Annotated in this window: 1 protein-coding gene (running past one end of the window); it reads left to right on the forward strand. The window is 51.8% G+C overall.

Annotated features, from left to right (window positions below):
• Positions 1 to 15,954, forward strand: partial view of a non-ribosomal peptide synthase/polyketide synthase gene (locus NST83_RS11615; RefSeq protein ID WP_342417691.1) — the 5' portion only. The gene runs 26,130 nt beyond the window's last position; only the first 15,954 of its 42,084 coding nucleotides appear in the window; it begins with the start codon at positions 1 to 3; the stop codon falls past the right edge of the window.

Here is a 15,954-nt window from a genome sequence, read left to right on the forward strand (position 1 = left end):
ATGACTCAGCACGATATTCAATTGTTTGCATTAAGCCAGCCACAGCAACGTATTTGGTACACGGAGCTTTTATATCCCAATCGCAACACGTCCACGCTTATTACAACGGTTAAAATCAAGGGAACTGTTCACATAGATGCATTGCAGCAGGCAATGAATCAGGTGATTGCACAAAACGATTCTTTTCGCATTAAAATCACTGCTCAGGATGGTATTCCGTATCAATATGTAGAGCCATTTGCTGCACAAAGCATAGAAACGCTCCAGGTTACCCCGGAGGAAGCCGAGCAACTAGTAAACCGTCTTAATTCCAAGCCCTTTTCATTGTTGGATTCCCAGCTCTACCAATTGGTTATTTTGCGGTTGGGAGCAGAAGAAACCTGGTACAATTTCACAATGCACCATATTATTTCAGATGGTGTATCCATGAATCAGGCCATTAATGAAATTACGACGCATTACATGGATATTGTCCATGGTACAGGTCAGGCTACACCGACCAAAGCGAATCCATATCTGGATTTCATTCAGGTGGAGCAAGGCTATGAGCAATCTGACCGTTACCAGAAGGACAAGACATATTGGACAGAAAAGTTTGCCGATTTGCCAGAGACGACAGGTTTAAAATCATACAATCCGTTAACGCTGAGCACAGCTGCACGCCGGGAGAGCTATACACTGGAGACTGAACTGTATCGTGGTGTCAAGGTTTTTTGTGAGGAGCATAAAATCAGTATTTTTACGTTCTTCCTGGCCGCCCTGTATATTTATTTGCATAAAGTGACGGGAGAACAGGATTTAACCGTAGGCACGCTGTACGCTAACCGTACGTCGAAGAAGGAGAAGGATACGATTGGCATGTTCGTCAGCACCGTGGCTACGCGCCTGCTGGTTGAGCCGGAATCCGAGCTGCTGACCTTCCTGCAAGGTGTGGGCAAGGAGCAGTCGTCCATTTTGCGACATCAGCGTTACCCGTACAACAAAATTATTCAGGATTTGCGTGAACAGCAAAGCAGTCTGGATATTCAGCGTCTCTTTGGCGTTTCAATTCAGTATCGTACACTGAGCTTCTCCCGCTTTGATGAAGCCGTTCAGCAGGTGGATACTGATTTCTGTGGAGATACGGTGAATGACTTTGATATTCATATGGTAGATATGCTGGATGACGATAAGTTTATACTCCATCTGGATTATCGTACCGATCTGTTCAGCGAACAGGAGATTGCCCGAATTATTCGACAATTCTTGAGTGTGGCTGAGCATATGGTGAAAGGTCCGCAGAAGCGTATACAGGAGTTGTCACTGATTAGTGATGAGGAGCGGACGCAAATTGTGGATGTATTCAATGCTACAGCAGTGCCATATCCACATGATGCAGGAATTCATGAACTGTTCGAGCAACAGGCAGAGCGTGTGCCGGATCAGACTGCGGTTGTGTTTGGAAACCGTCGTCTAACCTATGGGCAACTGAATGAACAGGCCAACAGACTGGCTCACACGCTGCGCGGTTACGGTGTTACTGTGGAACGAACGGTAGGCATCGTCGCTGAGCGTTCCACAGATATGATCGTCGGCATGCTGGCAATCCTCAAGGCTGGCGGCGCATATGTGCCGATTGACCCGGATTATCCGGCAGAGCGTGTACGCTACCTGCTGGAGGATTCAGGAGCGAAGCTGCTGCTGGTGCAGCATGCGGAGCAGCAGCCGGATGACTACAGCGGAATTGTGCTGGATCTGAGCGATGCTACTGTATACGGGGCAGTGGCTGACCAAGGCTTAAATACCGTACATTTGGAGCAAAACGAGGCTTATCATGCGGATTATACCCATTATACAAATCCGAAAAATGAGATTTCAAAAACGGGTACATTCGGGGATCGACTCGCCTATTTGATGTACACCTCAGGGACAACAGGCCAGCCGAAAGGGGTTATGGTAGAGCACCGTAACGTCGTCCGTCTGGTGAAAAATACAAACTATTCGCAACTGGATGCGGATACCCGCATTTTGCAGACCGGGGCTGTTGTCTTCGACGCGTCCACCTTCGAAATTTGGGGTGCGCTATTGAACGGTGGACAGCTGGTGCTGGTGAGTCAGGATGTCATTTTGGATGCGCCGAAGCTCAAGGAAGCTGTTCGCAGTCATGGCATTACGACGATGTGGCTGACAGCGCCACTCTTTAACCAGCTGTCCCAGCAGGACCTGGAACTGTTCGAGGGGATCCGGGAGCTGCTGGTTGGCGGTGATGTGCTGTCCGTCCCGCATATTAACCGGGTGCTGGAGGCCCATCCGACTCTTCGGATCATCAATGGCTACGGTCCGACGGAAAACACAACCTTTTCCACAACACATGCGATTACTGGCGTGCAAGCCGAATCGGTGCCGATTGGCAGCCCGATCCACAACTCAACGGCGTATGTCGTGGATCGTTCGATGCAGCTCCAGCCTGTCGGAGCATGGGGAGAGCTGATCGTCGGCGGTGACGGGGTGGCACGTGGATACCGGAACCGCCCGGACCTGACGGCAGAAAAGTTCATCGACAGTCCGTTCCGCAGCGGAGAACGGTGCTATCGCACAGGCGACCTGGTGCGCTGGAATGCGGACGGGACGCTGGAATACAAGGGACGGATCGACGCCCAAGTGAAAATCCGTGGGTATCGGATCGAGCTGGGCGAGGTGGAAGCACAGCTGTTGAAGCTGGAGGCGGTGCGAGAAGCGGTCGTAATTGCACGAGAGGATGAGCAGGGGCAAAAGCAGCTCTGCGCTTATATGGTGACTGATACGGAGGTAGCGGCAAGCGAGCTGCGCAGCGCTTTGAGCCAGGAGCTGCCGGGCTACATGGTGCCGTCGTATTTTGTACAGCTGGAGCAATTGCCACTGACGCCTAACGGCAAGGTGGATCGGCGGGCGTTGCCACAGCCGGAGGGAAGTGTGGATTCCGGCGAGGATTATGTAGCCGCACGAACGGATGTGGAGCGGACGCTGGTATCGGTATGGCAATCTGTACTAGGCATTGAGCATATCGGTGTACTGGATAACTTTTTCCATCTGGGAGGCGACTCGATCAAGGCCATTCAGGTGTCTTCGAGACTGCTGCAAAACGGCTATAAACTGGAAATGAGAGAACTGTTCCAATATCCGACGATTGCTGAGCTGAATGGACGGGTGCAGCAGGTGAGCCGCGTTTCCGATCAGGGAGAAGTTAGTGGAGCCGTGGCGTTGACGCCGATTCAGCATTGGTTTATTGAGCAGCAGCCGTCCAAGCCAGAGCACTATAATCAGGCGTTGATGCTGCACCGTGAGGATCGTATGGACGAAACGGCGCTTCGTCAGGCGTTGCAACGTATTGTTGAGCATCATGATGCTTTGCGTATCGTCTTCCGACAGAATGCAGACGGCGGGTATGAAGCATGGAACCGCGGTGTACAAGCAGGTGAGCTTTACAGTCTCGAAGTCGTAGATTTTACGAACGAGCCTGATTTTGCTCACGTGCTGGAAGCCAAAGCCAACGAAATTCAAAGCAGCATCTGTCTGGATGAAGGTCCTCTGGTGAAGCTGGGTCTGTTCCGTTGCTCTGATGGAGATCATTTGCTGGTGGCGATCCACCATTTTGTGGTGGATGGCGTGTCTTGGCGTATTTTGCTGGAGGATTTGGCAACTGGATATGAGCAGGCCTTACAGGGCGAGTCTGTCCGTTTGCCGAATAAGACGGATTCCTTCCGCCTGTGGGCTGGTCAGCTGTCAGCTTATGCGAACAGCACAGCATTGCTGAAGGAACGTGCGTACTGGCAAGAGCTGGAGCAAGCCGGGGCTACTCAAGCAGCTCTGCCCAAGGACTACACTCGCAAATCCGAGGCCAAGCCTTGTCTCCGCGATGACCGCACACTTACGGTAGCGTGGACAGTTGAAGAAACAGAACAATTTTTGAAGCAGGCACACCGTGCTTATAATACGGAAGCGAACGATCTATTGCTGACGGCTCTGGGAACTGCGGTTCACGAGTGGGCAGGCATCAGCCAGGTGCTTGTGAATCTGGAGGGGCACGGTCGGGAGGCTATTTTGCCAGACGTGGATATTACACGTACGGTCGGTTGGTTTACCAGCCAATTCCCAGTTGTGCTGGATATGGGCAAGGATCGGAATGTGGGACGGCGTGTCAAGGATGTCAAGGAAGGGCTGCGCCGTTTGCCGCATAAAGGAATTGGATACGGGATTTTGAGATATCTTTCTGCTGCTGAAGAAGGGGAAGCAGCTTTTGTCGTCGAGCCGGAAATTAGCTTTAACTATCTCGGACAATTCGATCAGGATTTGAAAAATAATGCATTCCGTATGTCTCCTTATTCCCTCGGGGCTTCCATTAGTGACACATTGACCAAGCGGTATGCCCTTGATATCAACGGCATGGTCACAGACGGTGTGCTGGAACTGACGATCAGCTACAGCAGCAAAACGTTCATGAAAAAATCAATCAAAAGACTAGCTGATTTGCTTCAGGAAAGCTTGCGCCAGGTATTAGCTCATTGTGTAGACAAAGAGCTGCCGGAGTTGACACCAAGCGATCTGTCCTTCCAGGGACTAACGGCTGGAGAACTGGAGCACATTGTAGAGCAAACCGCAACTGCGGGAGAGCTGGAAAATATTTATTCGCTAACGCCGATGCAAAAGGGGATCTTGTTCCACGGCTTGATGGAGCCGCAATCGGGGGCGTATTTTGAGCAGGCAACATTTGATTTGCAGGGCAGCTTTCAAGTGGACGCTTTTGCCGAAAGCCTGAATCTGCTGGTGAATCGCCATCAAATCTTCAGAACGAATTTTTATAGCGGCTGGAATGAGCAGCCTTTACAGGTGGTGTATCGTCATAAAGCTGCGGGCTTCCGTTTTGAAGACGTGCGTTCGATGGAGCAAGTAGAATTGGATGCGTACATTGCTGATTTTACTGAGCGAGACAAAGCGGAAGGGTTTAACTTTAGCGCAGGCGAGCTGATGCGAGTATCTATATTACGTACGGGCGAGGAATCGTACCGTTTTGTGTGGAGCTTCCACCATATTTTGATGGACGGCTGGTGCTTGTTCCTGGTTGTCGGGGAAGCCTTCAATACGTATTTTGCATTGCTCGAAGATCAGAAGCCGGAGCTTGCCCCGGTAACGCCATATAGCGAATATATCGAATGGCTGGAAAGGCAGGACAACGCGGAAGCAGAACGGTTCTGGAGTGACTATTTTGCCGGCTTTGAACAGCAGACGGTGTTGCCGCAAGCGAAGCAGTTGGACGGTCATACCAAGGGATATGAAGCTGACAAGCTTTCGTTTACGCTGAGCCGTGAAGTGACGGAACGGATGAACAAGCTGGTCAAGCAGCAGCAGGTGACGGTCAATACGCTGCTGCAAGCGGCATGGGGAGTTGTGCTGCAACGATATAACAATAGTCGGGATGTCGTATTTGGCAGTGTTGTATCCGGTAGATCAGCGGATATTCCGGGCATCGATAAAATGATCGGTTTGTTCATTAATACGGTTCCTGTACGGATTCACAGCGGGGAAGATGTTACGTTCGCTGGGCTGATGAAGCAGACACAGGAGCAGGCGCTTGCTTCCCGTGCCTATGAAACCTATCCGTTGTATGAAATTCAGGCCCTGACAGAGCAGAAGCAGGATTTGGTAAACCATATTATGGTGTTTGAAAACTATCCGGTGGAACAGAGCATGGAGCAAATGGGCAACCGTAACACGAACGGCTTTGCCATTGCGAATGCTTCCGTGTCGGAGCAAACGAACTATGATTTCAATATTACAGTTGTGCCGGGTGATGAAATCGGTGTTCATTTTGAATACAACGCGCTGGTGTTTGAACGCGCAGCTATTGAGCAAATCCGCGAGCATTTGCTGCATATCGTAGAGGAAGCGATTAACAGACCGGATGCGCTGGTAGATGAGCTTGAACTGGTGACTGCTGAGGAAAAAGCGAAGATCATCGACGGTTTTGGTTCAGTTGGCGTGTCTGCTTGGAGTGATGCGAAGGAAGTCGAGTGGTTGTTCCACGCCTATGTGGAAGAACAGGCGCAGCTTGTACCGGATCACGTGGCGGTTGTGTACGAGGAGCAACAACTTACGTACCACAAACTCAACGAGCGTGCGAACCAATTGGCTCGTAGATTGCGAAATGAAGGCATTGGACGCGAGTCGATTGTCGGCATCTTGAGCGAACGATCGGTGGACATGCTGGTGGGCGTACTGGCGGTGTGGAAGGCTGGAGGCGCATATGTGCCGCTGGATGCAGACTATCCGTCGGAGCGTATTCGTTTCATGCTGGAGGACAGTGGCGCGACGGTGCTACTGACCCAAACAGGCTTGCAGGAGCGTGCACAAGTATGGCTGGAGGAAAGCCAAGCTATATCCGAACCAGCAACAGGACTGCGCCTGCAGACTGTACTGGCGCTGGACGATGAGTCGCTGTACACCGGGGATACCACAGATGTCGAACACATCAACGAGCCGCAGGATCTGGCGTATGTGATCTACACCTCCGGTACAACGGGACGTCCGAAGGGCGTCATGATCGAGCATCGCAGCTTGGTGAATACAGCTGCGGCATATCGCCGGGATTACCGTCTGAACCAGTTCCCGGTACGCTTGTTGCAACTGGCGAGCTTCTCCTTCGACGTATTCGTCGGGGATATCGCACGGGCGCTCTATAACGGCGGAACGATGGTCATCTGCCCGAAAGATGACCGGATTGATCCAAGCCGTCTGTATAGCTGGATTCGTGACTATCAGGTTACGGTGTTCGAATCGACACCGGCCTTGATCGTACCATTCATGCAGCATGTGCATGAACACGGACTGGACATGAGCAGTCTGGAGCTGCTGATCACCAGCTCGGATAGCTGTAGCGTGACAGATTACCGGGTGCTGCAAGAACGATTTGGTGCGGATATTCGCATCCTTAACAGCTACGGCGTAACGGAAGCGGCGATTGACTCCAGCTTCTACGACGAAGAGCTGTCGAAGCTGCCAAGCAGCGGCAGTGTACCGATTGGTCAGGCGTGGCTGAACGCCCGCTTTTATATCGTAGACAGCCAACTGAATCCGGTGCCTGTCGGCGTACTGGGTGAGCTGTGCATTGGCGGCGCCGGGGTGGCACGGGGATACCTGAACCGTCCGGACCTGACGGCCGAGAAATTCGTGGCGAATCCGTACGTGCCGGGTGAACGGCTGTATCGGACGGGTGATTTGGCGCGGTGGATGCCGGACGGGAATGTGGACTTCATCGGCCGGATGGACTACCAAGTCAAAATCCGGGGCTACCGGATCGAGCTGGGCGAGATCGAAACCGTGATCCAGCGGGTGCCGGGCGTGCGTCAAGCGGTCGTGATCGACCGGACAGATGAGCGTGGGCACAAGTATTTGTGCGGCTATATCACGGGAGAAGCGGAGCTGCGGATCGAGGAGGTACAGGCTGAGCTGGAAGCAGGGCTGCCAGCGCACATGGTGCCAGCACGCTTGATGCGACTGGAGACGATCCCGCTGACGAGCAACGGCAAAATCGACCGCAAGGCGTTGCCGGAGCCGGAAGGCAGCATCCATACAGGTGCAGCCTATGTGGCACCGCGTACAACGGTAGAGCAGGTGCTGGCTTCGGTATGGGCCGGGGTGCTCGGCGTGGAAGCGGTAGGCACACAGGATAACTTCTTCGAGCTGGGCGGCGATTCGATCAAGGCGCTGCAGGTATCATCCCGATTGCTGCAAGCAGGCTATCGACTGGACATGAAGGACCTGTTCAGCAATCCAACGGTAGGGTCCCTTAGTCCTTTGCTTCGCACAGATGGCAAAATCGCCAGTCAGGAAGAGGCAGTAGGCAAGGTGGAGCTGACACCAATTCAACGGTGGTTCTTTGAGCAGCAGCCGGTTGACCTGCATCACAACAACCAGGCGATGATGCTGTATCGAGCCGGGCGCTTTGATGTAGATGCGCTGCACCATACGATGGAACGCATAGTCCAACATCATGACGCATTGCGTACTGTATTCCGCAAGACGGAGCAAGGTTACGTAGCCTGGAACCGCAGTGTGGAGGAAGGCGAGCTATATACACTGGACATTGTAGATTTCAGTCGAGTTGAAGACGAATCCACAGCTGTGGAAGCCAAGGCAAATGAAATTCAAGCCGGCATTCATTTGAGCGAGGGACCGCTTGTGAAGCTTGGTTTGTTCCAATGCGCTCAGGGCGATCATTTATTAATCGCCATTCACCATTTGGTCGTGGACGGTGTATCGTGGCGCATTTTGCTGGAGGATTTGGCAGCCGCTTATGAGCAGGCTGTTGCAGGTAAAACGGGCAAAGCTATTCGATTACCGCTTAAAACAGATTCGTTCCAGACATGGGCCGAGCAACAGTCAGTCTATGCGAACAGTGCGACGATGGAGCGGGAGCTTGCTTACTGGCAGCATATTGAACAAGCAGAAGCAAGTCTGGCAAAGCCGTTGCCAAAGGATTATGACAACGATCATGCCTTGCTTGGAGACAGTGAGGTTGTCACCGTCCGCTGGACGAAGCAGGAAACCGATTTGTTGCTCAAGCAGGCTCACCGCGCGTATAGCACGGAAATGAATGATCTGTTGCTGGCTGCACTCGGCAAAGCCGTATATGAATGGTCCGGTTCTGAACGCGTGCTGGTCAACCTGGAGGGTCATGGACGCGAGGCCATTTTATCGGATGTGGATATTACGCGCACGGTGGGCTGGTTTACGAGCCAATTCCCGGTTGTACTGGATGGAAGCCTGGGGCAAGGCGGAAATATCGCCCGTTTGATCAAACGGGTGAAGGAAGGGCTGCACCATATTCCGCAAAAAGGCATTGGCTATGGTATTTTACGATACCTGTCAAATACGGAGGCTTTCGCGCAAGCAGGAGTACAGCTCCAGTTGACCCCAGAGATCAACTTTAACTATCTGGGCCAGTTTGATCAGGATTATAAAGGCAACGATCTGGAGCCCTCCTCCTATTCTATGGGTGTGCCTGTCAGCACAAACGCGGCTATGGATTTTGCGCTGGATATCAATGGAGTGATCGAGGACGGCGAGTTGATGTTTACTATTCGCTACGGCACAACGCAGTTCCGTCATGAGACGATTGCCCGGCTTGGAGAGCTGCTGGCTTCGGGCTTGCGTGAGGTGATCAGCCATTGCGTCGCCCAGGAAAGAACGGTATTGACACCAAGCGATGTCCTGCTAAATAACGTAACGCTGGACGAGCTGGAGCAATTGGTGGAAGATACGCGAGATATGGGCGAGCTGGAAAATGTGTATGCCTTAACGCCAATGCAAAAGGGGATGCTCTTCTTCAGCATGATGGATGAGGATTCGGCGGCTTATTTTGAGCAGGCCACCTTTGAGCTGAACGGACGTTTTGATGTGGTCACTTTCGGCAAAAGTCTGGATCTGCTTGTACAACGTCATGAGGCCCTACGGACGAACTTTATCCATTCATGGAAGGATGAGCCTGTACAGGTTGTCTTCCACAACCGCAGCGGAGCATTGTACTACGAAGACTTGCGCGGACTGGAAAAAGAGGAACGTGAAGCTCGGGTTGAGGCTTTTGTACTTGCAGATAAAGCCAAAGGATTCCGTCTGGCAGAGGATGCACTCAATCGTATTTCCATTTTGCAAACGGGGGATGAAACGTACCATTTTGTTTGGAGCTTCCATCACATTTTGATGGATGGCTGGTGCTTGTCCTTTATGATACAGGAGGTATTTGGCAGCTATCAGGCACTTCGTGCGGGTCAGGAGCCGGTGCTTGAGCAGGTCACGCCATTTAGTCGTTTTATTGAATGGCTGGAGCGTCAGGATCGTGAAGCGGCGCTGCAATACTGGAGCGGGTATCTGGCAGACTATGAGCAGCAAATTATGCTTCCGCAGCAAAAAACACAGCCTAAATCCGCACAAGCCGGGGAATATGTCGGCGGAGAACTGGAATGCGAATTCCAGCCGGAACTGGTCGCTCAGATCGAACGGGTGGCGAAGCAAAATCAGGTGACGATCAACACATTGATTCAGACGGTATGGGGCGTGCTGTTGCAAAAATATAACAACAGTTCGGATGTTGTATTCGGTAGTGTTGTATCCGGTCGTCCAGCCGATATTATGGGTGTGGAGCGCATGATTGGGTTGTTCATAAATACGATTCCAGTGCGCATTCTGTCTGAAAAGGGTGAGTCCTTTGTCGAACTGATGAAACGAACACAGCGGCAGGCGCTGGCCTCTAATAGCTACGACGCATTCCCGTTGTATGAGATTCAGGCGCTGACCGGACAGAAGCAGGATTTGATCAACCATATTATGATATTTGAAAATTATCCGGTAGAGCAGCAGATAGAGCAGTTGGGAAGCGGTGGTCACGATAAATTTACGATTTCGAACGTAGTGACTACAGAGGAAACCAACTACGATCTGAACGTAGCCGTTATGCCGGGAGAAGGTATAAAGATTCGTTTTATGTATAACGCGCTCTGCTTTGACCCAATAGGCATTGAGCGCCTGCATGGACATTTTGTCCGTCTGCTGGAGCAAATTTCACTCCATCCGAACGTTCGCGTTGAAGAGCTGGAATTGGTCACAGCGGTGGAAAAACAACAGATTACAGAAGCGTTTAATGACACCGCTGCGGTATATCCGCGCAATCAGACGATCCATCAGCTGTTTGAGGAGCAGGTGGAGCGTACGCCGGATCAAGTGGCATTGGTGTTTGAAAATCAGAGTCTGACTTATCGGGAGCTGAATGAACGGGCCAACTCCTTGGCACGAATGCTTCAAGCGCAGGGAGTAGGACCCGACAAACTGGTCGGCCTGATGGTGGAGCGCTCAGTGGAAATGATCGCAGGTCTCCTTGCTGTTCTAAAAGCAGGCGGTGCTTATGTGCCGATTGATCCCGAATTTCCGTCATCTCGTATTGAATACATGCTGGAAGACAGTAAGGCCACAGTGCTTCTGAGCAGTCGTGATCTGGTGGAAGAGCACCATTGCAACGCCAATACAATCTTCCTTGAGGATACAGAATTGTATCAGGGAGAGAGCGGCAATCTGGAGACGATTACCCGCCCAGAGCATTTGGCTTACGTCATTTATACCTCTGGATCGACTGGAAATCCGAAAGGAGTTATGCTCCAGCATGGCTCGGTACTCAACTTTATTACAGGGATGCGCGAAATAATCGACTTTGAAGCGGGCAAAACCATTTTGTCACTCACAACAATTTCATTCGATATTTTCGTATTGGAAACCATCCTGCCACTGTTGGGTGGAATGACGGTGGTGCTTGGTGACAGCCAGCATCAGGTTGATCCTCAGGCGCTGGGTGAGTTGATCGTTCATCATCATGTTGATATGTTGCAAATGACACCATCCCGGGTGCAAATGCTGCTGGGTCATGAAGCAGGCTCCCGTGCGCTGCAAAGCGTGAAGGAAATTATGGTCGGGGGTGAAGCACTTCCGTCCAAGCTGCTGGCAGCACTGCAAGAAATAAACGGTCTCCGCATCTATAACATGTACGGTCCTACAGAAACGACGGTGTGGTCGACAGTACAGGAACTGACTCATGCCAATCAAATTAATATTGGACGTCCTATTGCGAATACGGAAATGTATATCCTGAATGCGAATGATGGATTGCAGCCAATCGGTGTGCCGGGCGAGTTATGCATTGCAGGAGAAGGCTTGGCGCGTGGCTATTGGAATCGTGAAGAACTGACGGCTGAGAAATTTGTGAGTAATCCGTTTGAAGGCGGGAAAGCAGGCTATGAGCGGATGTACCGCACGGGCGATTTGGCGAGATGGATGCCGGACGGCAACATCGAATACTTGGGCCGGATTGACCATCAGGTGAAAATCCGGGGGTACCGGATTGAGCTGGGCGAGGTCGAATCGCAATTGCTGAAGGTGGAGTCGGTACGAGAAGCCATAGTCATGGCTCGTGCGGACGAAACAGGCCAATACCAACTGGTGGCATACTATATTGCGGAGCAAGGACTCGGAGCCAGCGAGCTGAGAAGTGAACTGGGGCGGGAGCTGCCAAGTTATATGGTGCCTTCATACTTCATTCAGTTGGAGCAGATGCCACTGACACCGAACGGTAAAATCGATCGCAAGGCACTGCCGGCACCGGAAGGCAGCCTGCAAAGCGGAGCGGATTATGCAGAGCCGCGCACCGCGCCGGAACGGACACTTGTAGCCGTCTGGCAGTCAGTACTGGGCGTGCAAACCGTCGGTATTTTGGACAATTTCTTTGATCTGGGCGGCGATTCGATCAAGGCGATTCAAATCGTATCCCGTGCGTTCCAGGCAGGCTATAAGCTCAACATGAAGGACTTGTTCAAATATCCAAGCGTGAAGGAGTTGGCTCCGCATCTGCGTTTAGCGGGCAAGAGAACAGCAGAGCAAGGCGAAGTCACAGGGGAAGTGGTGCTGACGCCGATTCAATACTGGTTTGCGCAGCAGGAGCAAGTGGACGCGCATCACTTTAACCAGGCGGTCATGCTGCACCGGAAGCAGGGCTTTGACGAATCCGCTCTGCGCCAGGCGCTCACCAAGCTGGCGGAGCATCATGATGCTCTACGGATGGTGTTCAGTAAGACAGGGCAAGGCTATGAAGCATGGAGTCGCGGATTGCAGGAAGGTGAGCTGTACCACCTGGACGTGCTGGACTTTAGGGATTTGACGGATGAAGCCGTGCTCAGCGCAGCGATTGAGGCGAAAGCCAGTGAAATTCAAAGCAGTATTCATCTGCATGAAGGGCCGCTGTTTAGAGCAGGTTTGTTCCACTGTGCAGACGGAGATCATTTGCTGATGGCGATTCACCATTTGGTGGTGGACGGGGTATCGTGGCGCATTTTGTTTGAGGATTTGGCTACAGCCTATGAACAGGCAGTAAATGGAGAAGCGCTCCAATTACCTGACAAAACGGATTCCTTCCGTTTCTGGTCTGGGCGACTGTCCACGTATGCGAATAGCGCGGTAATGGAAAGTGAACGCGCCTACTGGGAGCAACTGAACGCATCTGCTTTGGTGGATCAAGTACGGTTGCCTGAGGATCAAGCGCAGGATGGCGAATTTACCTTGGCCGACACGGATACAGTGGTCATCAAGCTTACGGAAGAAGAGACAGAACGGATATTGAAGCAGGCGCACCGCGCATATAACACGGAAGTGAACGATCTGCTTCTGGCTGCATTGGGCATGACGCTGTACACATGGACGGGTCATGAACGTAGCCTGATCAATTTGGAGGGACACGGACGTGAGGACATTTTGCCGGATACGGACATCTCACGTACTGTAGGCTGGTTTACGAGTCAATATCCGGTATTGCTGGACATCGGTCGTGATCATGATTTGTCGGGACGCATCAAACAGGTCAAGGAGAGCCTGCGTCAGATTCCGAATAAAGGAATTGGCTATGGTATTTGGAGACATCTGAGTGAAGCAGGCCAGGCAAATGGTCATAAAGAAGACGCTTTGCATATGGGTCAAACAGATGGAGGCTATGCCGAGCCGCAAGTGAGCTTTAACTATCTCGGACAGTTTGATCAGGATTTGCAAAACAGCGATATTCGGATGTCTCCTTACCCGATTGGATTAGCTGTTAGTGACCGGACGAAGATGAAATACGCGCTCGATGTGGGCGGGATCGTCACGAACGGCATACTGGAGCTGGATATTCGGTATAACGGCAGGGCCTTCCGCAAGGACACCATCCAAATGCTGGCTGGTCTGTTAAAGGCAAACTTGCTTGAAATTATCGAGCATTGTGTCATACGGGAGCGGTCAGAATTGACTCCAAGCGATGTACTGTTAAAGGGTCTGACGCTGGAGCAATTAGACACGATTGTTGAGCAGACACAGACGGTTGGGGAATTGGAGAATGTGTATCCGTTAACGCCGATGCAGAAGGGTATGCTGTTCCATAGTCTGATGAACCCGGAATCAGGAGTGTATTTTGAACAGGCGACCTTTGATCTAGAGGGCCATTTTGAGCCGACCGTGTTCGAGGCAAGCCTAAAGCTGCTGGTTAGCCGACATGCTATATTCCGGACAAATTTCTACAGCGGCTGGCATGGTCAACCATTACAGGTCGTCTATCGCTATAAAAATCCGGGTTTCCGTTATGAGGATGTCAGAGGTCGTGAAGACGCTGTAGCTGAATTTGTGGCCCGGGATAAAGAGCAAAACTTTGATTTAGGCAAGGATGCGCTTATGCGCGTAACCGTCTTCCGTACAGGGGATAGCTCATACCGTTTTGTATGGAGCTTCCATCATATGGTAATGGACGGCTGGTGTCTGTCACTGGTTACGGACGAAGTGTTTGGTGCATATTTTGCCCTGCTGGAGCACCAGCAGCCAGAGCTCGCACCTGTCAAGCCGTATAGCGAGTATATTGAATGGCTGGAACGGCAGGATGCACAGGAAGCGACCCGCTATTGGAGCGACTATTTGGCCGGCTTCGAGCAGCAGACCTTGCTGCCTGGCGAGAACGCACAGGCCTCCGTAATGGCACGGATTGAAGATAAAGAAGGAAGCAGTAATGCTTCAAATTCCGGATATGTTTCGGAAAAGCTGTCATTTGTACTAGGTAAAGAACGAAGCACGGCGTTAAACCACATTGCCAAGCAGCAGCAGGTAACGATTAATACATTGCTGCAAAGCGTTTGGGGCGTTATTTTACAAAAATACAATAATAATCAGGATGTCGTGTTTGGTAGTGTGGTATCTGGACGTCCGGCAGATATTCCGGGTGTGGAGGACATGATCGGTCTGTTCATCAATACGATTCCGGTTCGTATTAGCAGTGAGCAGAATGCTACGTTTGCTGAAGTATTGCAACGGACACAGGAGCAGGCTTTGGCCTCCGGTGCATATGACACCTTCCCGTTGTATGACATTCAGGCGCTGACTGAACAAAAGCAAGACCTGATTAATCATATTATGATCTTTGAAAACTATCCGATCGGGCAGCAAATGAAGCAGGCGGGCGGTTCCGGCGAGGCAGGTACACAGACTGGCTTCTCTATTGCCAATGTGGCACTCGCAGAGCAAACCAACTACGATTTTAACCTGATTGTTGTGCCTGACGAGGATATCTCCATCCTGCTTGAATACAATGCCCTTGTGTATAACCGGTCTGCTATGGAGCGTATCCAAGGCCATATCGACCATGTCATCGGGCAAATTGTAGATAATCCGCATACCCGTGTGGATAAACTGGAATTGGCAACACCGGAAGAACAAGCGCAGATTGTTCAGGTTTGGGGAGCTACGGCGGCAGCTTATCCGCAGGATCAGACGTTAAGTGCGCTGTTCGAGGGCCAGGCGGCACGAACACCGGATCAGGTGGCGGTGCTGTTTGGAGCAGAGACGCTGACCTACCGCGAGCTGAACGAGCGGGCGAATCGTCTGGCGCGGACGCTGCGTGCAGAAGGCGTGGAACCGGATCAGCCAGTGGGCATTCTGGTACAGCGCTCGCTGGAAATGATCGTGGGCATCTATGCGATCCTCAAGGCAGGCGGAGCCTACGTGCCGATTGATCCAGAATATCCGGCGGAGCGGATTCGCTTTATGCTGGAGGATTCAGGAGCGAAGCTGGTGCTGACGCAATCACATTTGGAAGAGCAAGCGACCCTGAGCTTCGACGGCAAGGTGCTGGTGCTGGACTGCGAAGAAATGTACCACGAAGACGGCTCGAATCTGGAGCCGCTGGCTGGTCCGCGTCATGTAGCCTACGTGATCTATACCTCCGGCTCGACTGGAAAACCGAAGGGCGTTATGGTTGAGCACCATTCCGTGCTGAACCGGATTTTGTGGATGCATGATCGGTACGGATTGAGTGCGGAGGATACGATCCTGCAAAAGACCGCCTTCACATTCGACGTATCGGTGTGGGAGTTGTTCTGGTGGTCGATGGTC

Source organism: Paenibacillus sp. FSL R10-2782 (assembly GCF_038592985.1).
GTDB lineage: Bacteria > Bacillota > Bacilli > Paenibacillales > Paenibacillaceae > Paenibacillus > Paenibacillus terrae_C.